This is a genomic window from Peribacillus sp. ACCC06369 (assembly GCF_030348945.1).
GTDB lineage: Bacteria > Bacillota > Bacilli > Bacillales > DSM-1321 > Peribacillus.
The window spans coordinates 221,261-245,720 of sequence record NZ_JAUCEN010000002.1; the positions used below are offsets into that span (position 1 = coordinate 221,261).

At 41.8% G+C, this 24,460-nt stretch carries 21 protein-coding genes and 1 pseudogene; 13 read left to right on the plus strand and 9 right to left on the minus strand.

Features of this window, described 5'->3' with window-relative positions; all coding sequences use genetic code 11:
- Window position 1: 1 nt before the first annotated feature.
- The 3 genes from QUF78_RS01970 (at window position 2) to QUF78_RS01980 (ending at window position 3,080) form a co-directional block, all read left to right on the plus strand.
- Window positions 2-805: an ABC transporter permease gene (locus QUF78_RS01970; RefSeq protein ID WP_289318706.1), complete on the plus strand. Its 804-nt coding sequence runs from the start codon at window positions 2-4 to the stop codon at window positions 803-805.
- A complete protein-coding gene (locus QUF78_RS01975) occupies window positions 802-1,875 on the plus strand; it encodes an ABC transporter substrate-binding protein (RefSeq protein ID WP_289318707.1) in 1,074 nt (357 codons plus the stop codon). The genes QUF78_RS01970 and QUF78_RS01975 overlap by 4 nt, the downstream gene beginning before the upstream one ends.
- 314 nt (window positions 1,876-2,189) lie before the next feature.
- Complete coding sequence (locus QUF78_RS01980; protein ID WP_289323381.1) at window positions 2,190-3,080, plus strand: peptidylprolyl isomerase; 891 nt, start codon at window positions 2,190-2,192, stop codon at window positions 3,078-3,080.
- A gap of 54 nt (window positions 3,081-3,134) precedes the next feature.
- Here QUF78_RS01980 and QUF78_RS01985 read toward each other — a convergent pair whose 3' ends face one another.
- On the minus strand, window positions 3,135-3,659 hold the full coding sequence (locus QUF78_RS01985; protein ID WP_289323382.1) for a YtxH domain-containing protein: 525 nt from the start codon (window positions 3,657-3,659) through the stop codon (window positions 3,135-3,137).
- Window positions 3,660-3,826: 167 nt separating this feature from the next.
- Here QUF78_RS01985 and QUF78_RS01990 point away from each other — a divergent pair, with 167 nt between their 5' ends.
- Both QUF78_RS01990 and QUF78_RS01995 read left to right on the plus strand, forming a co-directional pair.
- Window positions 3,827-4,291, plus strand: a complete 465-nt coding sequence (locus QUF78_RS01990; protein ID WP_289318710.1) for a MarR family winged helix-turn-helix transcriptional regulator — start codon at window positions 3,827-3,829, stop codon at window positions 4,289-4,291.
- Window positions 4,292-7,408 carry an MMPL family transporter gene (locus QUF78_RS01995; RefSeq protein ID WP_289323383.1) on the plus strand — a complete coding sequence of 1,039 codons (3,117 nt, stop codon included), beginning with the start codon at window positions 4,292-4,294 and terminating at the stop codon, window positions 7,406-7,408. It begins immediately after the preceding gene.
- 116 nt (window positions 7,409-7,524) lie between these two features.
- On the opposite strand, the gene QUF78_RS02000 is transcribed toward QUF78_RS01995, so the two are convergent.
- From QUF78_RS02000 to nagA, 4 genes are read right to left on the minus strand one after another with little or no spacing between them, the layout of a single operon-like run.
- Window positions 7,525-8,277: an SIS domain-containing protein gene (locus QUF78_RS02000; protein ID WP_483313821.1), complete on the minus strand. Its 753-nt coding sequence runs from the start codon at window positions 8,275-8,277 to the stop codon at window positions 7,525-7,527.
- Between the two features lie 52 nt (window positions 8,278-8,329).
- Complete coding sequence (locus QUF78_RS02005; RefSeq protein ID WP_289323384.1) at window positions 8,330-9,052, minus strand: GntR family transcriptional regulator; 723 nt, start codon at window positions 9,050-9,052, stop codon at window positions 8,330-8,332.
- A gap of 15 nt (window positions 9,053-9,067) precedes the next feature.
- Complete coding sequence (gene nagB / locus QUF78_RS02010) at window positions 9,068-9,802, minus strand: glucosamine-6-phosphate deaminase (protein ID WP_289323385.1); 735 nt, start codon at window positions 9,800-9,802, stop codon at window positions 9,068-9,070.
- Complete coding sequence (gene nagA, locus QUF78_RS02015) at window positions 9,802-10,980, minus strand: N-acetylglucosamine-6-phosphate deacetylase (RefSeq protein WP_289323386.1); 1,179 nt, start codon at window positions 10,978-10,980, stop codon at window positions 9,802-9,804. Before nagA ends, nagB begins: the two co-directional genes overlap by 1 nt.
- 311 nt (window positions 10,981-11,291) lie before the next feature.
- On the opposite strand from nagA, the gene nagE reads away from it, so the two are divergent.
- Entirely contained in the window at window positions 11,292-13,202 is a 1,911-nt protein-coding gene (nagE, locus tag QUF78_RS02020; RefSeq protein ID WP_289323387.1) for an N-acetylglucosamine-specific PTS transporter subunit IIBC, read from the plus strand.
- A gap of 354 nt (window positions 13,203-13,556) precedes the next feature.
- Here the strand turns inward: nagE and QUF78_RS02025 are convergent.
- Window positions 13,557-13,763: pseudogene (locus QUF78_RS02025) on the minus strand (ABC transporter ATP-binding protein); the annotation flags it as partial.
- Between the two features lie 20 nt (window positions 13,764-13,783).
- On the opposite strand from QUF78_RS02025, the gene QUF78_RS02030 reads away from it, so the two are divergent.
- From QUF78_RS02030 to QUF78_RS02040, 3 genes are all read left to right on the plus strand, one after another.
- Window positions 13,784-14,566 carry an alpha/beta hydrolase gene (locus QUF78_RS02030; protein WP_289327211.1) on the plus strand — a complete coding sequence of 261 codons (783 nt, stop codon included), beginning with the start codon at window positions 13,784-13,786 and terminating at the stop codon, window positions 14,564-14,566.
- A gap of 189 nt (window positions 14,567-14,755) precedes the next feature.
- On the plus strand, window positions 14,756-14,965 hold the full coding sequence (locus QUF78_RS02035) for an MbtH family NRPS accessory protein (RefSeq protein WP_289323388.1): 210 nt from the start codon (window positions 14,756-14,758) through the stop codon (window positions 14,963-14,965).
- Window positions 14,962-16,416 (plus strand): MDR family MFS transporter, encoded by a 1,455-nt coding sequence (locus tag QUF78_RS02040; protein ID WP_353957885.1) that lies wholly within the window; start codon window positions 14,962-14,964, stop codon window positions 16,414-16,416. Before QUF78_RS02035 ends, QUF78_RS02040 begins: the two co-directional genes overlap by 4 nt.
- A 161-nt stretch (window positions 16,417-16,577) precedes the next feature.
- On the opposite strand, the gene QUF78_RS02045 is transcribed toward QUF78_RS02040, so the two are convergent.
- Window positions 16,578-18,311, minus strand: a complete 1,734-nt coding sequence (locus tag QUF78_RS02045; RefSeq protein WP_289323389.1) for an AAA family ATPase — start codon at window positions 18,309-18,311, stop codon at window positions 16,578-16,580.
- A 245-nt stretch (window positions 18,312-18,556) separates the two neighbouring features.
- On the opposite strand from QUF78_RS02045, the gene def reads away from it, so the two are divergent.
- On the plus strand, window positions 18,557-19,135 hold the full coding sequence (gene def / locus QUF78_RS02050; RefSeq protein WP_289323390.1) for a peptide deformylase: 579 nt from the start codon (window positions 18,557-18,559) through the stop codon (window positions 19,133-19,135).
- Window positions 19,136-19,177: 42 nt separating this feature from the next.
- On the opposite strand, the gene QUF78_RS02055 is transcribed toward def, so the two are convergent.
- Both QUF78_RS02055 and QUF78_RS02060 read right to left on the minus strand, forming a co-directional pair.
- On the minus strand, window positions 19,178-19,879 hold the full coding sequence (locus QUF78_RS02055) for an SGNH/GDSL hydrolase family protein (protein WP_289318724.1): 702 nt from the start codon (window positions 19,877-19,879) through the stop codon (window positions 19,178-19,180).
- Between the two features lie 116 nt (window positions 19,880-19,995).
- On the minus strand, window positions 19,996-21,510 hold the full coding sequence (locus tag QUF78_RS02060; protein WP_289323391.1) for an MDR family MFS transporter: 1,515 nt from the start codon (window positions 21,508-21,510) through the stop codon (window positions 19,996-19,998).
- A gap of 129 nt (window positions 21,511-21,639) precedes the next feature.
- On the opposite strand from QUF78_RS02060, the gene QUF78_RS02065 reads away from it, so the two are divergent.
- The 3 genes from QUF78_RS02065 (at window position 21,640) to efeB (ending at window position 24,441) form a co-directional block, all read left to right on the plus strand.
- Complete coding sequence (locus tag QUF78_RS02065) at window positions 21,640-22,119, plus strand: MarR family winged helix-turn-helix transcriptional regulator (protein ID WP_289323392.1); 480 nt, start codon at window positions 21,640-21,642, stop codon at window positions 22,117-22,119.
- Window positions 22,120-22,308: 189 nt separating this feature from the next.
- Entirely contained in the window at window positions 22,309-23,154 is an 846-nt protein-coding gene (gene efeO, locus QUF78_RS02070; RefSeq protein ID WP_289323393.1) for an iron uptake system protein EfeO, read from the plus strand.
- Window positions 23,155-24,441: an iron uptake transporter deferrochelatase/peroxidase subunit gene (gene efeB / locus QUF78_RS02075; RefSeq protein ID WP_289323394.1), complete on the plus strand. Its 1,287-nt coding sequence runs from the start codon at window positions 23,155-23,157 to the stop codon at window positions 24,439-24,441.
- The last annotated feature ends 19 nt before the right edge of the window (window positions 24,442-24,460 follow it).

Genomic DNA, 24,460 nt, shown 5'->3' on the forward strand with positions numbered 1-24,460 from the left:
ATTGGGCAATAAATTATCACCAATATCAAAAGCGTTTCTCGTGTTGATTTTTCTCATACTCTATGCACCGATTTTCTTTTTAGTCTTTTACTCTTTTAACAGCGGTGGAACGATGTATGATTTTAAAGGGTTCACGATGGAGTGGTACAAAGAGCTATTCCAAGATACAAGGCTGTTGATCATTGTATTGAATACACTTGTGATCGCTTTATTATCTGCACTGATCGCCACTATCATAGGGGTGATAGGGGCCATTGGAATTCGGTCCTTTACGAGCAGTAAAGCTAGGAATACGGTATTGTCATTGAATAATGTATTGATTGTCAGTCCCGATGTCATCATCGGTGCCTCCTTCCTGATTTTATTCACAATGGCCGGGATCAAGCTTGGATTCTACTCGGTACTGTTGTCGCATATCGCTTTCAGCATCCCGATCGTTGTGCTGCTGGTCCTTCCGAAACTTCAGGAAATGAGCCCTACCTTAATTGATGCGGCCCGAGATTTAGGGGCAAGTCGGTGGGATGTATTGACGAAGGTCATCCTGCCATACATCTTACCAGGTATCTTTGCTGGTTTTTTTATGGCATTGACTTATTCCCTTGATGATTTTGCGGTTACGTTCTTTGTGACCGGTAATGGCTTTTCCACTCTATCTGTGGAAATCTATTCATTGGCCCGCCGTGGAATTTCATTGAATATCAATGCCCTATCGACACTGCTATTCGTCGTGACACTACTGTTGGTTGTCGTTTATTACTATATAACTCAACGTGTAAGGCAAACGGGAATGGGGGGGAAACGATGAAAAGGCTGGTCCAAATGTTTTTGATCATATCCCTCGTATCCGCTTTGCTGCTATATGCGATTTCCAGATTGAATTCATCGCAGGGGTTTACTAGCAGCAATACGCTTACCATCTATAATTGGGGCGATTACATCGATACGGATCTAATCGACCGTTTTGAAGAAGAAACAGGTATAAAGGTCATTTATGAGACGTTCGATTCCAATGAGGCAATGATGACGAAAATCGAACAGGGCGGTACGACTTATGATATTGCCATTCCGTCTGAGTATATGATCGATAAGATGAGGCAAGAGGACTTACTGGTTCCCTTGGATCATTCCAAGCTACCAAATTTGAAAAATATCGATGAACGATTCATCAATCTGCCATTCGATCCGGAGAATAAATATTCCGTGCCGTATTTTTGGGGAACGGTTGGAATTGTTTACAACTCCAAGATGCTCGGTGGCAAAGAGATAACGGCTTGGGCGGATTTATGGGATAAAGATTTAAAAAATGAAATCCTTTTGACGGATGGGGCTAGAGAAGTGATAGGCATGGGACTGAACTCTTTGAACTATTCATTGAATGATATAGATGAAGAACACCTTCAAGAGGCAAAGTCCAAGCTTGATGCACTCACCCCGAATATTAAAGCGATCGTTGGAGATGAAAGCCGCATGCTATTGGAAGCCCAGGAAGCGGCGATTGGTCTTGTTTGGTCTGGAGTTGCCTCTGAAATAATGGCTGAAAATGAAGATCTCGAATACGTAGTACCAAAAGAGGGGTCCAATTTATGGTTTGATAATATGGTCATCCCGAAAACAACCAAAAATGTCGATGCGGCTCACCAGTTCATCAACTTCATGCTGGACCCGAAAGTTGCAGCACAGAATGCTGAATATGTAAGCTACTCGACACCTAATAAGGAAGCGTTGAAATATATGCCTGAAGAAGTGGTGAAGGATGAACGTTTCTATCCATCACCGGAAATGACAAAGAAACTGGAAGTATACGAAAACCTTGGCAAGAAAAACTTGGCCCATTACAATGAACTCTTCCTTGAATTTAAGATGCATCGTAAATAAAACGAAAAAGCATGGTGTAAAGGAATTCCCCTTACACCATGCTTTTTTCTGGTTTTGACGAGATTTTCTCCCACAGCTTCACCTCTGTAACCTATATGGTCAAAGTCAATATAACGGTATAATTTAGATTGAGACTGTATAGCAATGTAAGTTGGTAGCAGGTCAGTTTTTTAGTAATACTCTAAAATTTCAGTGGGGATATAAGTATGTTAGTATAATGATTGAATTAATGCATACTGCAGGTGGAATTAAAATCTTAAGGATTAATTAATATTCCCAAGCTATGATAATAGAAAAAATAAGGGAGACTATTCATGAAACTATTAAGAAGCACGAAGGCATATGTTTGGGCAGGGAGCATTTTAATCATTGCCGGGATCATGGCTTTTGCGATGATTTCGTCCACGGATAAGACAATGGCAAGTATAGATGGTGAGAAAATCAATAAGGATGAGCTGTATGACGCGCTTGTTGCAGGGTACGGAGCAGATACTTTAGACCTGTTAATTACGAATAAATTGGTTGAATTGGAAGCGGAAAAAGAAGGAATTAAAATTAAGGATGAAGAAATCCAGAAAGAAATCGATACGATGGTTGAGTCCTACGGTGATGAAAAGGCATTAAAAGAGCAATTGGAAGCAAGCGGTTCGTCCATGGAAGCCTTGAAAAAGGACATCGTGGTTTATCTGCAAACGAAAAAACTGATTGAACCGAGAATTACCGTGACAGACGATGAAATCAGTACGTATTTTGAGGATAATAAAGATACATTTGCACAAGCGGAACAAGTGGAGGCTAGTCATATTTTAGTCGAAGACGAAAAAACGGCTAAAAAAGTTGCGAAGGAAATTGCAGACGGCGGTGATTTCGCTAAATTGGCAGCTAAATATTCCACTGATACAGAAACGGCAGATAAGGGTGGAAGCTTGGGGTATTTTGGGAAAGGTGATATGGTGGATGAGTTTGAAGATGTTGCCTTTGATCTTGATATCGATAAAGTCAGTGATCCAGTCAAATCCGATTATGGTTACCACATCATAAAGGTAACCGGTAAGAAGGAAGCAAAAAAAGCTAATTTAGAAGACAGTAAAGAAGTGATCAAGGAAACACTGATTTCTGAAAGATTACAAGAGGAATATCCCGTTTGGTTAGCTGAAGTGAAAAAGGACCATGAGATAACGAATAAACTAGAGGGTTCTGAATAAGGTTATTAAATGATATAAAAAAAGCTGGGGCATATTGCCTCAGCTTTTTTTATATTAAAAGTTGGATGAAATGGATTTTTTATTGGATAAACCTGATTTGGTAACGACTTCATCACTCTCTTTTTCACCTTTTTTATTATCGGATTTCAATGATTGTGATGGCGTTTCTTTCAGTTGTTTACCGGCAACGACCACTTTTGAACTGATGTCTTTTAATTCACTTGTGGCGTCCTTAGCTGTACCAAGGGCATTAGTGGAGATATCCTTTACTTCGGAAACTTTACCCACCACGTCTTCATTGACAGTTTCATATAAGGTTTCAACGTCGTTGATGGCTTCTTTAATCGTCTCTGTTGCCCCTTTGACTCCTGATACCATCTGTTCCTTCATTTCGCTGGGATTTTCCTTAACCTGTTCAATCATATTCATGGAGTTGTCTTTTAAAAGGACGGCTGAACGCTTCACTTTATTTCTTGTGTTGGAGTCAAGCAAGGTTAACGCACCACCAACAAGTCCCCCGATTAGAATCCCTTTTAATAGTTTGCTATTCGATTGAGTTTCGATAGTTGTTTGAGTCATTTATATTTCCTCCTTAAGAATAGTAGATTGTTTGCTTACTTTGGTTTTCCCTTATTTACCATAAGTTAAACTGGAAATAATAAACTTTCATGGGATTGACGAAATAAATAAAACAATAGTAAGCTACATATAGTTAAATGACTGAACTACTTTTGTGAGGTGTAACGATGACTAATGAAAAAGTTTCCGAATTGATTGATCGATATATGAAAGTCTCCTTCTATGTAAATAAGATGGGGGAACTTTTAATAAAAGATCAGATTTGTGATGTGCTGACGAACGAACAATACTATACTTTACGGTTCATTGAACAACAACGATTATGTACTTCGACGGAAATCAGTGATGCCTTTTATATTAATAAGAGTGCCGTCACTTCCAATATCAACAGGCTGGAAGGCAAAGGATTGATAGAACGGGAACAGGACCTGGTTGACCGGAGGGTCTTTCACTTGAAGCTTTCCAAAGAGGGGAAAGCATTGTTACAGGAAACGGAAAATAAGATTCATAAATTGGTAGAGAGCATCATGACGAAATTCGATTATGAAGAGATCGTTAGATTCCTTGATACATATGAGAAGCTGGCACAAATTTTCATTCAAATGAAGAATGAGGAATGGGAGGAAATATAAATGAGGGGAATCATAAAGGGAAGATGGCTGGTCATTATCGCTTGGGTTGCAATTACAGCAGGTTTATTGTTTGCCGCACCGAATATGGCGGACCTTGTCCGGAATAAGGGACAGCTGGATGTACCGGCAGAGTATTCCTCTGGGATGGCCAATGAGCTAATGAAAGAGATCCAGGATAAGGATGAGTCACAAGTGGCTCTCGTATTTCATGGTGATAAGAAGTTGTCTTCCTCGGAATTGAAAGAGATTGAAATAGCGATCCAAAAGCTTGAAAAGAATAAAGCGGAGCTTGGCATCAAAGAGGTCATGACCCATTTTAATGAGCCCTCGCTAAAAGGTCAGTTGGTCTCGGAGAATGAAACCACGGTTTTGACATCCATCACGATGGTCAAGGGTGACCGAGAAGCTAAGGAAGTGATCGATTCCCTTTATAAAGAGTTGAAGGAAGTGGATGTCGAGCATTATTACACAAGCAGCTGGATGATCGATGAAGATCTTAATGCCAATTCCCAAGAGGGGCTTAAGAAAACTGAAGGCATCACGGTTGTCTTCATTCTGGCGGTATTGCTGATAGTCTTCCGTTCAGTGGTGACACCGATCATTCCGTTGGTAACAGTCGGCTTCACATATTTATGTTCACAATCCATCGTCTCATTCCTGGTGGATAAATGGGACTTTCCGATTTCGTCTTACACCCAAATATTCCTGGTTGGTATTTTATTTGGAATCGGGACTGATTATTGCATACTGCTGCTTAGTCGCTTCAAGGAGGAGCTATCGTCACAGGAGTCCTTACCTGAAGCGATCATGGAAACATACCGAACTGCCGGTAAGACTGTATTCTTCAGTGGGCTAACCGTAATGATTGGCTTTGCGGCAATAGGTTTTTCTACTTTTAAGCTCTATCAATCTGCGGCGGCCGTTGCCATAGGGGTTTTCATTTTAATGATCGCCCTTTATACGATCGTTCCATTTTTCATGGCGGTTCTTGGCAAAAAGCTATTCTGGCCGGCAAAAGGGAAGCTTGCGCATAGTGAAAGTAAACTATGGGGAATGCTCGGTAACTTCTCCTTGAACCGCCCATTGTTGGCGCTAATGATCGTTGCAATCGTCTGTGTTCCTTTTTTGGTTATGTATGATGGGGAAATTTCTTATAACTCCCTTGAAGAAGCGGGTGATGATGTTCCTTCCATCATGGCATTTAATATCATTTCCGATGAATTCGGTCCCGGACAATCGATGCCAACACAGATTGTCATCAAAAATGACGAACGTATGGATTCGGAAGATTACGTCGCACTTGCTGAAAAAATCAGCCAGGAAGTCGTCAAGGTGGATGAAGTCGATGTAGTTCGTTCCATGACCCGCCCGGCAGGTGAACCGATTAAGGACTTATTTGTCGCGAATCAAGCCGAAACTTTGGAAAAGGGTATCGGGGAAGGAAATGAAGGCATTAAACAAATAAGTGAGGGGTTAAAAACGGCAGGCAGTGAGCTTTCCGATTCAGGGCCGCGCTTGAAGCAAGCGACGGACGGTATAGGGGGTCTCATATCCGGGACCAATGAATTAAAAAGTGGCGTAGGTCAGGTCGAGAAGGCGTTAACAAGCATTGAAGCAGGCATACGCGATGGGTCTTCAGGGACTGGGGACATAAAAAACGGACTGAATGAGGTCAAGGCAAATCTGGAGAAGCTCGCCACCGGAAGCGGACAGCTCCTCGAAGGCTATAAACAATCAGCTAATGGGTTAAGTGAGCTCACAGGGGGTTACAAAGAGATTCAAACTAACCTTACGGGCGTATCACAAAGCCTTGCTGGTTTAAATACTTCCTTTGAGCAAATGGAAGCCACTCATCCAGAATTACAGGCTGATCAGTCCTATCAAACGATCAAGCAAACCGTACAAGGGGCACAGGGTGGCTTGGAGCCCATGGCAGCAGGCCTTTCCGAACTCAATAGGAGTCTTGGTACAGTGTCCGGCGGTTTGAATACAGCGAACCAAAGTATGGCAAATATCGTAAAGGGTCAAACCTCTCTTGGGGAGGGCCTGAACCAATTGATTTCAGGTGTTGACACTTTACAAAGAGGCCTAAGCACCATGGCCAATGGTCAGGGTGAAGTCATAAATAATCTGTCAGGATTTAAAGGAGGACTTACCAGCTTAAGTAATGGGCAGCAAGAACTCCTAAATGGTTTTTCAAGCCTCGGCGGGCAACTTACTGATTTGACAGATGGATTGAATGAAAGTGCGGATGGACTGAATGAAGTCCATGATGGACTATCATCTGCACAGGGTTATTTATCAGGGCTGGCAAAAACGGATAAAACTGTAACAGGTATGTACATTCCAAAAGAAGTAGTGGAAAGCGAAGAATTCAAGGAAGCATTGAACTCGTATTTATCTGAAGATGGTAAGATCATGACCATGGATGTGGTATTCAAGGCGAATCCATATTCCAATGAAGCAATCGAGCAAATCGATTCGATTGAAGCAACCGTTGAAAGAGTAACGAAAGATACAAAGCTAGAAAATGCGCAAGTGGCGATAGGCGGTATCACAAGTACGCATCATGACTTGGGAACGATGTCTGAGGAGGATTTTTCCCGGACGGTCGTTTTGATGCTGTCGGGTATCGCAATCATTCTCTTTTTCATGCTCCGATCCCTGGTCATGCCGATATATTTGATTGTTTCGCTCGTTTTGACCTATTATACAGCGGCAGCCATTACAGAGTTGATTTTTGTTAATATTCTCGGTTATGCAGGCATCGGCTGGGCCGTTCCTTTCTTTGCATTCGTCATCTTGATTGCTCTTGGCATTGACTATAGCATTTTCTTGATGGATCGCTTTAACGAATGGAAAGATAAGCCGGTCAAGGAAGCGATGTTACTATCCATGAGGAAAATGGGAACGGTGATCATCTCGGCAGCCGTAATTCTTGGCGGAACTTTTGCTGCCATGATGCCAGCAGGCGTATTATCGCTAATGGAGATTGCCACTTTAATATTGGTGGGGCTTGCTTTATATGCGTTTGTCATATTGCCATTGTTTATTCCAGTGATGGTTGCGACGTTTGGAAATGCGAATTGGTGGCCGTTTTTAAAAAATAAGGAATAAAGGGAAGTACCTTTAAACTAAAGAAGGCATCCGCATGGATGCCTTCTTTAATATTTCATCGTGACTGCTTTATGAGGAACATAAAAGCTTATGTATTCCTTTTTGGCTAAACCGATTCACAATTGGGGGATTCTTGTTTTATATTTCGCGATGATCTTTTGATTGTGTTCATCGGCCCCTTCGATATTACTGCTTAGGAATACGGGAGGGGTTTCCCCCGATTCAATAATCGTTTGGATGACTTGCGTAAAAATCATATTGAGGAGAACGGCCCCGATCACGGTCGATCCAGAACCAAAAGATATATTATTTGATTTCAGTAATGTGTCACCTTTGGAAATATGATTATCTATGACCAAATCAACGACATCGTGAAGATAATGCTTCTGTTTATGCCGTGAAAGACAACTTTTTGCATATTCCGGTGATGTTAGTCCAATGACAAAGGCCCCTTTTTCTTTTGCGATTGTCGCGACATCAATGGGAACGGGATTCACGCCAGATGATGAAATGACGATACAGATATCACCAGGACGGATATCCTCATCATGCATGAATTTCTCTGCTAGGTCATTTTGCCGTTCAAGTTGGGAGGCCCTTGATGCACCCTTAAAAAGCATCAAATCTTCAACGAAAATAGGACGAATCGCGGCTAACCCACCTGCCCGGTAGAATACCTCTTCCGTCAAAATATGAGAGTGTCCGCTTCCGAATAAATGGATGACTCCATCCGACATCACTGCTTTTGAGATATGTTCCACGGATTTCTTAATTGAATGCTTTTCCTCTTCTCCCACAATTGTGAGTAACGCCTGCACTTCTTCAAAGTATGAGCTCATATATGTGCAACCTCCGATTACCTTTGGCATTAAAGACTTTAGTGATGAAATTTGCCCTTGTTTTATATCCGAAAAATTCAAGTTATCTGGTTATGGTGATAGTGAACTTATACCTGTCCGCACGATAAGCCGATTTAACATATTCAAGGGGAGTTCCATCTATTAGGAACGTATTCCTTTGAATGAATAATATGGGTGAGTGCTTTGGAATCGCTAAATGGGTGACTTCTAATTCAGATGCAATCGATGATTCCAATGTTTGTGTAGCATAATCTATTTTAAGTTTTACGTAATTCTCCACATATTGGTAAAGGGAATGGTTAATGATTTCTTCCGTTAACCCTTTAATTAAATTAGCAGACATGTACACGGTCTCGAGTGCCATTGGAACATCATCAGCCAACCGAATGCGTTTTATTTCATAAACGGGTGCATGAAGGGAAATGAGCAATTCACTGGCAATTTTCTTATCAGCTGGAATGATTTCAAAACTCAGCAGCTTACTGCTTGGATTTAATCCCCTGGCTTTCATATCCTCTGTAAAACTGGTCAACCCATTGAGCTGCTGCTCCAATTTTTTATCGGCAACAAAGGTACCCCTGCCTTTTTGACGGTATAAGTATCCGTCATTAACCAAGTTATTTATGGCTTGCCGGACGGTCATTCGGCTAATTTCGAACTGCTCCGCATATTCACGTTCAGATGGAAGGGCATTGTGCGCTTGGAACTCACCGTTTTCTATTTGTCTTTTTATTTGTTCTTCGATTTGAAAATAAATCGGAAGAGGTGAGTTTTTATCAATCATCGACTTTCGCTCCTTTTAGGGAAGTATCACTCCGGATAACGCTTTTTGGTCTGCGATAATTGTAACACTATTATGTTTTTTTAGGATAGATGCAGGGAATTCCTCTGAAATGTCACCGTGTATCAATTTCTTTAAGGTTTCGGCTTTTTCTTCACCGGATATCAGCAGCAGAATTTCTTTACTCTTCATGATTGTTGAAATGCCCATCGTAACGGCATGTGTGGGAACTTCGTCTAGGGAGTCGAAATAACGTGCATTTGCCTGGCGCGTTGAATCTTCAAGTGTCACGACATGTGTACCGGATGTGAAAAAAGTTCCAGGTTCATTAAAACCAATATGGCCATTTTGCCCAATACCAAGTATCTGAAGGTCGATTCCTCCCACGGAATCAATCATTTCGTCATACCGTTTACATTCTTCAGAGGTGTCATCGGCTGTGCCATTCGGAAGGTGAGTGCGCTCTTTATTTATATTGATGTGAGTGAATAAGGAGTCATCCATATAGTAATGATAACTGTTTGGATCATTTGGACTTAAGCCGATATACTCATCAAGATTGAAAGACGTTACATTTTCATAAGAAGTATTATTGCTCACGTGATCTTCAATCATATTATCGTACATCCCTTTAGGGGTACCGCCTGTTGCAAGGCCCAATTTGATATCCGGATTTCCTTTGACTTTTCCGATTACTATTTCAGCAGCTGTCCGGCTCATTTCTTCATAGTCCTGCACTTTAATGATATTCATTATACATTCTCCTTTTTAAAAGCTAAATTACCTCTACAGAACGTCATTTCAACGTCCAATCGGTCATTCAATATTACAAAATCGGCGTCTTTGCCGACTTGGATGCTTCCTTTTCTGTCAAAAATTCGAAGCTGCTTGGCAGGGTTTTCTGCCGTCATTTTTATAATGTCTCTCATGGAACAATCGGTATATTTTAAGGTGTTTTTTATGGCATCGTTCATTTTCAATATACTGCCGGCTAGTGTACCGTTTGAAAGCGTTGCTTTCGTTTCGTTAACATACACAGGCTGGCCACCTAAATCATAGGTACCTTTTTCGAGCCATTTTGCACGAAGCGAGTCCGTTATCAAAATCATGCGTTCACTGGTAATTTGGTTATATGCCAGCTTCACCATTTCCGGCCTGCAGTGAATGCCGTCAGCAATAAGTTCAACATATAGCTCGTCTCGAAGATAAGCAGCTCCCAAAACACCAGGTTCGCGGTGATGGAGTCCCCGCATCCCATTATAAAGATGTGTAACGTGGGTAGTCCCTGCTTGGATTGCTTCATCAATTTGGTCATATGTTGCATCTGAATGTCCAATGGAAGCGACGACGCCAGTTTCCCTTAAGTGAGCGGCAAGATCTAATCCGTTTGGTTGTTCAGGAGCAAGCGTTACAAGCTTGATTTGATTTTCGGCCATTTCCTGCCACCTTTTAAATAGAGTGACATCAGGGTCAACGATATGCTCTTCAGGCTGTGCTCCTTTACGGACCGGTGAAATGAAAGGACCTTCTAAATGGATCCCAACTATTTCAGCGTGTTCTTGTGTTTGATTTTCGATATATTTACCAGCATTAAGAAGTGCTGATTCAATGGCTTGGGTAGATTGAGTCATTGTAGTGGCCAGAAAGCTGGTGGTTCCTTCTTTAGGAAGAGTCTCTGCCATTGTGGATAAAGCTTCATGTGTGGCATCCATTGCATCGGAATTGGATGCTCCGTGAATATGAATGTCAATCGCACCCGGAATTACCTGATAATCCGGTGAAAGAGTAATTACCTTGGCATCATCGTCCTGTTTGTATTGGCTGACTGGACCAACTTCGGCAATTTTTCCATCCACGAATTTAATATACCCATTTTGGTATGTTTCCTTTTCGCTATGAACTGTTAGATTATTAATAATGAATGTTTTCATACATAATCTCCTTTATGAAAGTAAAACTTAATGAATGAGTCATGAAATGGTCTCATATATTTTGCCCTCATTTTATCGTTTTTATTAAAGGTTGTCTAGACCAGTTAGGGTGTATCATGAATAAAAAAGATATTTTTGCTTTATTTTCGAAGAAAATAGTATGTTTTCAAGTAAATTGGTATAGACATCTATATATTTTCTGTGCTAGTATAAGCCAAAGAAAAGTTATTATATTGATAAAATGAAAACGCTTTATACGTCTTTTCGTTCTGCTGAATTAAAAGAAGTTAGGAACAAGGGAGATGAGTTCGATGTTAAATTTTTTACAAAAGATTGGGAAGGCTTTAATGTTACCGATTGCTGTTTTGCCAGCAGCGGCTTTATTGCTTCGTTTAGGGCAACCTGATTTACTTGATATTCCATTTATGGCTGCCTCGGGACAAGCTATTTTTGATAACCTTGCCATATTGTTCGCTTTAGGTATAGCGATTGGATTATCCAAAGATGGAAGCGGTGCTGCGGCATTGGCAGGTCTTGTTGGTTACTTTGTTTTAACGAATGGTACAAAAGCGATTAATGAAGATATTAACATGGCTGTTTTAGGCGGTATTATATCAGGTATAGTTGCCGCTCTTCTATATAATAGATACTCCGACATAAGACTCCCAGAATGGCTTGGATTCTTTTCAGGGAAACGATTCGTCCCGATCATCACTTCGCTTGCGATGATTATACTTGCGGGAATATTCGGTTTTGTTTGGCCGCCGATTCAAGACGTAATCAATAGTGTTGGAGACTGGATTACAGGTGCAGGGGCATTGGGTGCCGGCGTATTCGGCGTATTGAATCGCTTATTGCTTCCAGTAGGATTGCATCATGTCTTGAATAGTATGGTTTGGTTCGTTTTTGGTGAATACAATGGAGCGACAGGTGATATAAATCGTTTCTTCGCAGGGGACCCGACAGCTGGTCCCTTCATGACCGGCTTTTTCCCGATCATGATGTTCGGTCTTCCAGCAGCAGCATTAGCAATGATCGCAGCTGCTAAGAAAGAGAAACGTAAATTGGTGACGGGGATGCTTGTTGGGTTAGCTTTCACTTCTTTCTTAACAGGAATAACTGAACCGATTGAATTTCTGTTCATGTTCATCGCACCAGTATTATATGTAATACATGCCCTTTTAACAGGTGTCTCTCTGGCACTCGCCGTTATATTGGATATCCATCATGGTTTTGGATTCTCCGCAGGAGCCATTGATTATTTCTTGAACTTTGGTATTGCGCAAAAACCACTTTGGTTAATACCAATTGGATTGGTTTACGCGGCAGTTTACTTCGTGATTTTCTATTTTGTCATCAAGATCATGGATTTAAAAACACCTGGCCGTGAAGACGATGAAGAAGAAGTGGAAGAAGAAACTATTGTGAAAACAGGGGATAAATATACCGATATGGGATCGCTTTTCATTCAAGATCTTGGCGGTAAAGAGAATATAAAGCTAATTGATAACTGTGCAACACGCTTACGTTTACAAGTGGCCGATTCAGGAAATGTGAATGAAGCCGCCTTAAAAAGGCATGGTGCTCGCGGTGTCATGAAGTTGAATAAATCGAGTGTGCAAGTCATTGTTGGAACGAATGTTGAATTCGTTGCAAATGCAATGAAACAACTTGTCAAGAATGGCGTCGATCCAAGCCAAGTGAAAACAGGTCCATCTGCACAAGTGGCAGAGGAAAGAGTGGAAGAGAACCAAGCTTTGGGTGCAAATGACTTTGTCCTTCCGATTGAAGGAACCGTGATACCGATAGAACAAGTTCCCGATCAAGTGTTTGCGATGAAAATGATGGGGGATGGCTTTGCTATCGAGCCAGTCAATGGAAAACTAGTATCCCCAATCGATGGGGAAGTGCTAAGTATCTTCCCGACAAATCATGCACTGGGATTGAAAATGGATAATGGTCTGGAAATTCTGATCCATGTTGGCTTAGATACAGTTAAATTAAATGGAGAAGGGTTTACATCTCTTGTGCAAGAAGGTCAAAGGATAACAAAAGGAACACCTCTTTTGGAAATTGATTTAGATTTCATAAAGCGGAATGCTCCATCTACGGTCACTCCTATTATATTCACTAACTTACCTGAGGGAACGGCAGTGAAATTACAAAAGGCAGGGATTCAGAAACAAAATACAGCAGGTATAATCCAGTTGGAAAAACTATGAATTTGTAAAAAAAGGGGTGTCGACTTGTCGACATCCCTTTAACTTTAGACTGTAGACAAACTCAAAGAAAAGCGAGTTTGCCTGCGGTTTTTTTTATGGCTTGTACAATTTGGATGTTGATTTCCGCTCAAGAAACTCGCTTTCCGCGGGCGGTCGTGGAGCCTCCTCGGCTTTCGCTTGCGGGGTCTCCCCTAGACGCGCTTTCCCCGCAGGAGTCTCGCACCTTTCTCTCCAATCAACTATGTTATAAAATTCAGATGGAAACCATACCTGAGAAATTGGAGGTGTTGGTTTGGGTCAGTTGATTCGGGAATATCATTTGATGAAATATACCCACTTTTAGAGTCACAACTTTTAAATGGATGAAACGGCTTCTTTATAGACTTCTTGCTGTGATAAATTGTCATAACCAAAACAAACGGGAGCCCCAGTGGCAGGATCTATCATGACCCTTGCATTAATACGAAAGACTTCTTCTAAAACGGCTGGTGTAATGATTTCGCCCGGGGTTCCGATTTTAACGATTTCTCCTTCCTTCATTGTTATGATTTCATGTGAAAACAGGAACCCAACAGTTTCTCATGGAGTCGAGTACTGGGAAACGTGAGTACCAAATCTTTGTATCAAAGCCATTGGAAGAGCCGCCACCCTCGGGATATCCAGTCATTTATTTGCTGGATGCCAATTCTGTATTTGGAACGATGGTTGAGGCGGTACGATTGCAATCTCGCCGGCCGGAAAAGTCAGGGGTGGTTCCCGCCATCATTGTGGGTATTGGGTATGCCACCAATGCACCATTTTCTTCTGAACGTTATTATGATTTCACTCTGCCCGTTGCGGTTAGCGAGTTACCTGTAAGACCAGACGGAAGTCCATGGCCTTCGCATGGAGGAGCGGAAAACTTTCTGAAATTCATAGAAGAGGATTTAAAACCGGAAATCGGTAAAAGATTTAAGGTCGATCACAATAGCCAAACGCTCTTCGGGCATTCCCTTGGTGGCCTTTTCACTTTATATGTTCTTTTTGAAAATCCGTATGCTTTCCAAACATATATAGCTGGGAGCCCATCTCTCCATTGGAACAAAAAGTGGTTCCGTGAGGAGGAGGATAGTTTTCTTTTCCGATTGAATCAAGGAAATGGTCATATTTCCTTAATGCTTGGCGTGGGGGAGCTGGAAGGCACCCATAAAAGCGGCATGAACGAAAATGCTTTGGAATTATCAAAAAGATTATCTTTGAAGGATAGCGGAGTGAATGTTCAATTCAAGGAGTTTGAAGGGGAAGGGCATCTTTCAGTCTTGCCACCTTTGATTAACAGGGCCTTACGTTTTGCTTTGAAGAGAAATGTACCTTGTAAGGAATAGGTCCTTCTCAGTAAATCCATGGAAGGCACTTGACCATTAAGTTATAAATATATATCATTACCTGTAGATTACAGTTGATAACGATTATCATTATTAGTTGTAAATGCAGCGTGCTGAAATTGGCTAGGAGATTGCTAACAAACATTCACTATCAAGAATTTGAAAAATTATGAAGGAGGACAATAACTGATGACCAACCGTTTCGTGAATGAAAATGGCATCTACAATGAATTTATAAATGAAGAAGGTCGGCATTCCATTTGGCCCGAATTTTTGGTTATTCCAGAAGGCTGGTCCGTGATATATCGAGAGGATTGCTGGAAATGCATCAACAAAAAATGGATGGATTTGCTGCCCAATAGTTTAAAACTAGTTGCCAGCAGTGATGGAACACAGTGAAATCCAAGATACAGTTAGACCCTAAAATAGTAGTGAGCATCGTTTATGTCATAGCGATGTTCATGGTTTCGATGGACGGGACGATTGTCAATGTGATCTTGCCAACGATCAGTAATGAATTTAACCTTGATCCCTCTTCAGCCAGTGGCATTAATGTTGGATATTTAGTAAGCCTGGCTGTATTCCTTCCGGTAGCTGGTTGGCTTGGGGATCGTTTTGGAACCAAGAAAATCTTCTTGATGGCATTGGGTGTCTTTACGGCAGCCTCCTTTTTATGCGGATTCGCTAATAATCTACAAACCTTGAACTTGTTCAGGGTTTTGCAGGGGGCAGGAGGCGGGATCCTGACACCAGTTGGAATGGCCATATTATTTAGAACGTTCTCTGCTGAAGAACGCCCAAAGGTTTCCCGTTCCCTTGTGCTCCCCATTGCATTCGCACCAGCTGTTGGTCCGATTGTTGGTGGATTCCTTGCTGAGCAGCTGTCTTGGCGTTGGGCATTTTATATAAATGTGCCTTTCGGAATTATGGTCCTTTTATTAGGTGTATGGCTTTTAAAAGAACATAAAGAGCCAACTGCTGGCAGGTTGGACCTTCCAGGATTTTTAATGTCAGCTGCAGGCTTTTCCATGTTGATGTATGCAATGAGCTTAGGACCATCTAAAGGATGGGACTCCCCAGTGATTATGTATACAGGTTGTATCGGTGTAATTCTTGTTTGCTCATTTATTCTATTGGAGCTGCGTGTTAACGAACCGATGCTTGATTTGCGTTTATTATCCGATCGATTGTTTCGGACATTGGGCATCATTTCATTATTTTCAATGGCGGGCTTATTGGGGATGCTCTTCGTGTTCCCGTTAATGTATCAAAGTTCGCTTCATGCTTCGGCTTTAGAAAGCGGGCTGACGACTTTCCCGGAAGCTATAGGTTTGATGGTGGCCTCCCGGATGATGCCTTGGACTACGAAGAAACTGGGCATACATCAGGTGATCCGGATAGGGCTGCTTGGCACAATCATCATTTATACATTGATTAGCATTGTCGGGCCGACAGCCAACCCCTGGTTTCTTCGTGCCTTATTATTTAGCGTCGGTATATGTTTGGGACATACTGTTGTGGCCGTACAGTTTTCCACTTTCACCAATATCAACTCGGCTTCGATGGGAATGGCGGCTACATTGTTCAATGTCCAAAACCGGATTGGCTCTGCCATTGGTGTAGCCATCCTAGCCAGCATTCTGGGGGCAGTGGGCACTAGCTCGATAGGACCGAATGGGGAGCAGCATGTTAATTTAACTTCCTATCAATTTGCTCTCCTCGGTTCTGTAGCTTTGCTCGTCATAGCCCTATTATTTGCGATGCGTTTGAAAAAGGATGATTTTAAGGCCAAGATACCGAAACAGCATATGGCTAAATCCCTTGATGTAAAACAGGTGAGAAGCGGATAACGGTGATTTTGCCAGTGACCTCCCTTTCATTTTTCTAGCCAGGAAAGGGACTGCCTACATAATATTAATTAAAGATTGGCTTTGCGGCTCACTACCATATATAAAAAAGAGCCTGTTCGATTAGAACAGGCTCTAAACATAATATTAGTCTTTTAAACACGTTATGCATTCGAGCATATGGTGGTTATTTCTGAAGCATCAACGATACGCTGAACTTCTGATCCCTCTAGTGTCTCTTTTTTCAATAACTCTTCAACGAGCTCTTCATACTGTTGGCGATTCGAATCAATCAACATTTCCGTTTCCTGAATCGCTTTAGTGAATAATTCCTGCATCCTTTGCTCTCTCTCGCCTTTATTAAAGGTGAGGGTAAATCCGTCTTGAAGCATTCCGGTATCGACCATTTGTTCAAGTAGATGTTTCGCCTGTTGGACATCTCCGCCTACACCGATGCTGTGTTCCCCTAAATACATTCTTTCAGCCACACCACCTGCTAAGATCATTTTGACTTGATCAAGCAATTCACTGGCGGTTGCCAGATGGAGTTCTTTTGGTATAGGCGCTACATATCCAAGGGCTTCCCCACGAGGAATGATGGTCGCCTTTCGAACGGAACCTGGCTTTGTCAGAGCTGCAATCAGGGCATGTCCACTTTCATGGATGGCCACACGCCGCTTCGTATCCACATCATTCAAGGTACGTGATGTGGCTCCAAGAATCGTACGGTCAATGGCATAGTCAATATCCTGTTTACGAATCATTTCCTGTTCATTCCTCAGGGCATGACGTGAGGCTGTATCGAATAGAGAACTTAAGTCAGCACCGGAGAAGCCGGAAGTACTTTCAGCCAATTCATCCAATGATGAAAGTACATCTGTTGCTAGACGCTTTCCCTTCGTATGGATATTGATGATTTCCTTTCTTCCTTGGGTATCTGGAAGTGGAACTTGGAAAGAGAAATCTATCCTGCCCGGACGTAGAAATGCCTCATCGAGCATATCTTTCCGGTTGGTCGCTGCAATGAATAAAATGCCTTCGTTTGGATGGCCTCCATCCAATTGCACAAGCAGTTCAGTTAACGTTTTTTCGCCTTCTTCGCCGCCATGAGCTTTCCTTTTACCAGCCAACGCGTCCACTTCATCGATGAATATGACAGCAGGCGATTGCTTACGTGCATTTTGGAAAAGGCTGCGGACACGGGCTGCACCGACTCCAACAAACATTTCGTTGAAGGCTGAACCGCTCGTCGAGAAGAAATTTGCACCAAGCTCTTTTGCAATTGCCTGTGCAAGCAACGTTTTCCCCGTTCCAGGGGGGCCGTATAATAAAATGCCTTGAGGCGGCTTAATTCCAATTTTAGCTGAACGTTCAGGTTCCTTTAGTGTAGTGAGTGTCTGTAGGATTTCCTGTTTGATTTCGGTTTGCAAACCGCCTACATCATCCATGGTTATCTCTGGTAGAGGCTTAGGGCTGGAAAGGCTTTGTTTCTTGCTGCCGACCCGTAATCCGCCTTTTGATCTTTTCTGTATAATTACAGCGGTTGCAACGAGAGCTGCCATTAATCCGCCTAAAATCCATAATGCTGATTTATTAGTTGATGAAAAAGAATATTGAACGTTATAAGTTTCGACAAGTTTATTGATCATTTGACTGTTGGGAGGGATATTAGAAACGTATTCTCCATCTGGTGTGGAGATGTGAAGAGTGCCATTCATTTTTTCTTCAATGGTGACAAGGGCTCCATTTTGAGCTTTAATCGTCTTTTCTACGGAAGAAAAAGGAATGACCATATCCTTTGACTGAGTAACAACATACCAACTGATTCCAGCAATTATCACAATGAAAGCCGTCAAGAACGGCAGTAACTTCGAAACTAATTTAGAGTTAGAGTTCAATATTTCATCTCCTTTAAGAGTATATATCCAGTATAAAATTTTTAAACGTGTAATCTATAGGTCTTTATACCTTAAAATTTAGGTAAATAATGTTAAAATCTAAAAATACCATTTATTATGAAAATTCAAAGGATAAAGTCCGATGTTTATCTAACCTGCATATTAGACTTTTTAAATGCGAAATGCTAAAGTGAAATGGTCTAAGTCATGAAAAAATAAAATGGTAGAAGAGTGTGTGAAGTTCTATGAGTAAATTTATAAAAGACTATATGATTACGATGAAGGATATCGTTAGAGAAGGAGATCAAATTCTGCGTCAGGTAACGGATGAAGTCAGCCTGCCGATTTCGGATGAAGATCGTGAAACGTTGGAATGCATGATGCAATACCTGAAAAATAGCCAGGACCCAAAACTCCAAAAGAAGTACAATTTGCGTGAAGGCGTTGGGTTGTCTGCCAATCAGATAGGCTTGAATAAACGCATGTTCGTCATGTATTTTCCAGACGAAAAGGGGAAGCTGTTTGAATATGCCCTTGTGAATCCGAAAATTATCAGTCATTCTGCGACAATGATCTATTTACCTCAAAGTGAAGGCTGCCTTTCTGTCGACCGTGATATTAAAGGATATGTACCGCGTTATGAACGAGTTAAAATTAAAGCGGTGGATGGTAATGGTGAGGAAATAGAGATGCGGCTGAAGGGCTTTGCTGCAATCGTGTTTCAACATGAGTTAGATCATTTAAACGGGATGATGTTTTATGACCGGATCAATACCGAGAACCCTTTCAAGCTCCCGGAAAACGTGGAAGTGAAAAGTCTGTAAAACCCAAAAAGGCAAAGCGCCATGCTTTGCCTTTTTACTGTTTTAAGGCTGAGGAAGTATTTCCTCTGCCATATGCTTCTGTAAATCACTGAATATGGCCATGCTCATTTGCTGGTACCCTTCGGAAGTGAGGTGGATGCCATCATCGCTAATCAAGCGATCCAAGTCGCCGGAGGATTTAATATAGGAACGGACATCAATCAAAGGCACCTTTAGTTCCTCTGCAAGGTTTTTCAATTGGCGATTATACATCCCATGCCAATGTTCAATACCGCCGACATGTGAAACGAAATGCCCGATCGAATGACCGAACTTATCAGCGATAGCTCTGTAATACCTGGCAGGATCCAGCGGTGGGAGAGTTAAAAGGAAAGGTGTTACATGCTTGTCCTGAACCTGCTTGACAAGTTGTGTGATATTTTCCAGATAGCGTTCGATTGGAACGATAGGCTCATGGTCACCTTCTGGATTCTTGGCTACTTCGTCCCAATGGAAGTTACAGTCGTTTCCACCGACCTCTATTAATACGATATCGGGATTTTCCGACATGACGTCTTTCTCGATCCGGCTAACCAACAGGTCGGAATTGTCATTGAAAACCCCTTTATTCAATACTTCCACGAATGGCAAAGATTCTGTTAGCTTAGCTAAAGAGTTCGGATAATTTTCTTTAATAATGCGAAGGCGGCCCTTAACATAAGAAATGCCTCTGGTTAAACTGTCTCCAAAACATACGATCTTCAAACTTCTCACCTCGGTATGTGAATGTGTTACTTATATTTTAGTAGTGGAATGATTTTTCGGCAAACTTTACCTCCTATATAGAAAAACAAAAAGCGCTGGAATTCCAGCGCTTTTATTTATTGTAATGATTCCTCTTTCGAAGGTGTTTCCACTCTTGTTTTTCCCATAAAGAACACAGTGATTGCTGCAAGACCGATCGGAATGAGAGCCAAGGTGAATATCAATGATATCGAATCGGACATCGCATGAACGATTTTATCCAGGATAAGGTCCGGAATTTCGGCACGTGCGTCCGATTGGAAGAGCTGTCGTGGGTCCTCCATCAACCCGGCTGTATCCGGACCCCTTTGCATTCCTTTAAACGCATCCGTCATTTTACTTGTGAATACATTGTTCTGAATCGCTCCATAAATCGTTACACCGAGTGTCATCCCAAAAGAACGGAGGAATGAGTTTGTTGAGTTGGCCGACCCCCGGAATCTAGGTTCCAAGTTGTGAATGGACGCAATAGGCAAAAGGGAGAAGGAAAAGCCCATGCCAAATCCAGTCAAAATCATGTACAAAGTTAATAAAGTCCTGCTGGTATCAGGGGTGATGGTCCCTAATAAAAGCATACCTGCAAAATAACAGATGACGGAAATCGTCATTAAGTTGCGAAAGCTTGTCTTTGTATTGAATATCCCGCCAACTGCACTGCCGAATACAGAACCAAGCATCATGGGAGTTAGGATCAATCCGGCATTTGTTGCGGAACCACCGTAAACTGCCTGCACGAAAATCGGAATATAGACGGTTAAAATAATGAATGTACCGCCATAAAGAATGGCTAAAATCTGAGAAGTGGCAAATAATTGCCTTTTAAATAGCCATAATGAAATGATTGGATCTTTAGCTCTTTTTTCGAAAAAGAAAAATGAAACGAAGAAAACCACAAAACTGGCAAACAGACCTATGATAGGAGAGGAACTCCAGCCATACTCCCCGCCCAGTTCGAGAGCGAACATTAAGCTGATAACCGCAATGACGAGAGTTGCTGCGCCACCCCAATCAATTTTTTGCTCTTGGGTGTTGGGTGACTCCTTGTAATAATTCCAGATGAAAAATAAAGAAATGATCCCAATCGGAACATTGACGTAGAAAATCCAGTGCCAGCTGGAGTATTCAGTAATATATGCACCTAAAAGTGGTCCCAATACGCTTGATGCCCCAAATACAGCGCCGAATAGGCCAGTTAATTTTCCGCGTTTTTCAGGTGGGAAAATATCAAAAATGATCGTAAAGGCTATAGGCATCAAAGCGCCTCCGCCTATCCCTTGGATTGCACGGAAGATACTTAACTGCACGATGCTCTGAGCCATGCCACATAAAGCGGAACCGATTAAAAAGACTATAAGTCCAAAAATAAAAAACCTCTTTCTTCCATACATGTCGGAAAGCTTTCCGAATATCGGCATACTTGCCATCGTGGCGACCATATAGGCAGATGTCACCCATACAAACTTATCGAATCCACCTAAATCAGAAACGATCGTTCCCATTGCAGTCGCAACAATCGTATTATCCATTGCTGACATCAAGATACCCAATAGTAAACCGGCAACAATGAATTTTTGTTTTTTTTGAACGTTCATTTATTTTCCTCCTTCGTATCAACCAGCTCATGAATTCCCTTTACATGGTTGAAGGGTAAACGTTAAGATGAAACAAAACATTTATCTTGAAAATCAAGATAAATTTAAGTGTAAAAGGGGTGGCATTTTATGTCAAGCGTTAATAGGGTGAATGCAGCACTGTTAGAGAGTTTAACACACAGATTGCAGCGGTATGGAATGAGATCCGTTTTATTTCAACAAAATATGGCCCATAAAATAGGGGTGTCCCATACGGACTTAAAGAGTGCTGAAATATTGAATGAAACAGGACCGATTACCGCTGGTGAATTATCCAAGATTACAGGATTGAGCACGGGATCGGTTACAGCACTGATCAATCGCCTTGAGAAATCCGGTTATGTTAAAAGAGAACGAGATCAATTGGACGGAAGACGGGTAATGATTGCACCGATACCCGAAAGGCAGGAACAGATTAAATCGCACTATCAATCGCTCTCTATGGCCACCAAGGAGTTATGCTCCGCTTATAATGAGCAAGAGCTAATATTGATCAATCAATTTGTGGAGGATATCACAAAAATCATGGACAAAGAAAATGACAAGTTAATGAGTGAGCGTGAAAGGTAGCTGATATGTAGGCTGCCTTTTTTATTTTTAGCCAGCTGGGAGCTACTTATCCTACGAAAGCAAAAGGGATATAGTTGAATTTTTATAAAGAGAATGAATTTGTCACGTTTCCATTAAAATATATATTGATAATGATTATCAGTATCTGCTAATATGAATCTACAAATCATTTCAAAGGGAGAATACAAAATGAAGAAAGCAAAGGCGTCATTAGCAGTCTTACTATCAACCAGCCTATTATTTGGCTGTGCGCAGGAAAAGGAAGAAGCCAAGCCGGCCGACGATAACGCCAAAGAAGCTAGTGCGAGTAAGCTTGATGATGTATCTAGCGAGTACCGGGAATATGCGATTGGTGAAATAGAAGAGTTCGTGAACGCAACGGAAGAATTCACTACGGCAGTATCTTCCGGTGATATTGAAAAAGCGAAGGAGATATACGCACCAGCCCGCATGCATTATGAGAGAGCGGAACCCATCGCTGAAGTATTTGGGGATCTTGATCCCAAAATCGATGCGCGTGAAGGGGATGTCAAAGATGCAGAATGGGGCGGTTATCATCGGATTGAAATGGGGCTATGGCAAGAAAATACAACAAAGGGATACGAAAAGTATGCAGATCAATTAATGAGTGATGTCAATTTGCTTCGAGCCAAAGTTGAAACGGTTAAGGTAACACCTGATTTGTTGATCACGGGTGCGGTGGATTTATTGAATGAAGTTTCTACCAGTAAGGTTACAGGAGAAGAGGACCGATACTCCCATACCGATTTATATGATTTCGTTGCAAATGTTCAAGGTGCAGAAAAGATCTATGAACTGCTTACTCCTGCGCTAAAAGAAAAGGATGCGAAGCTTGCTGCGGAAATCCAACAACGTTTTGACGATGTATACGGTTTGCTTGAAAAGCATAAAGATGGGAATGGCTACATCTCATATACGGATTTAAAAGAATCTGAAGTCAAAGAGTTAAGCCAAGCAATTGATGCATTAGCTGAACCACTTTCGCAAATAGGGATTGTAACGGAGGAATCATAATTGAAAGAAAATACGCCGAAAGATGCAACCGGGCTTTTTACAAAAAAGGTGAGTCGTCGAAATGTGTTGAAAACGGCAGGGGTCGGTGGAATCGGAGTCGTGATAGGAGCATCTGGATTTGGAGGGCTGCTTTCTCTTACTGAACAAGAGGCAAAGGGACAAACTAAGGATATTGTTCCTTTTTATGGAGCGCATCAAGCTGGTATCACCACTGAAGCGCAAGATAACCTTTATTTCGCATCATTGGAAGTAACCACAGAAAAAAGGTCCGACTTAATCCAGTTGTTTAAAGATTGGACAGAGGCTGCGGCTCAGATGACAGCGGGAAATTTGATTGGTGAAGCATCTCTTAATACGAATATGCCCCCAAAAGATACGGGGGAAGCGAAAGAATTATCACCTTCCAATTTAACGATCACTTTTGGAGTGGGTCCGACCCTATTTTCGAAGGATGGCAAAGATCGATTTGGCTTGAAATCGAAAAGACCTGCTGAATTAAAGGACCTGCCCAAATTCCCTTTAGATGCGTTAGAAGATGAATGGAGCGGCGGGGATATTTGTATTCAAGCATGTGCAGATGATCTTCAAGTGGCTTTTCATGCCGTTCGGAACTTAGTGAGAATCGGAAGAGGCAAAACGATCATTCATTGGGCACAGACAGGGTTTCAACGAACTAAGCAAGCCGATACACAAAAAACGACACCGCGGAACTTATTCGGGTTTAAGGATGGGACTGTCAATCCGGATACGAATAATGACAGTGAAATGAATGAGCATGTCTGGGTGAAGGCTGAGGACGGACCTGACTGGCTTGTTGGAGGCAGTTACATGGTGGTGCGCCGAATCCAGATGTACATTGAAGTTTGGGACCGCACAATATTGAAAGAACAAGAAAATACGTTTGGCCGCCATCGAGACAGTGGAGCTCCACTAGGAATGAAGAATGAGTTTGATAGCGTTGATCTGAAAGCTAAAGACCCAAATGGAAATCGGATCATTCCAGAAGATTCGCATATAAGTCTATCCAGGGGGGACGGAAAAGCAAAGATACTGCGGCGTCCCTATTCATATGCAGATGGAATGGATCCCAAAACAGGAAGCTTCAATGCCGGCCTGCTATTCATTTGTTATCAGCGAAACCCAAGTAAACAATTCATTCCCATACAGGAGCGACTGGCGAAAAATGATAAGCTCAACGAATATATCGTTCACAGGGGCAGTGCCATGTTCGCTTGTTTACCAGGCGTGAAAAAGAGTGGCTATATTGGCGATTCCCTTTTTGGCTAAATTGAATTACAAATGAGGA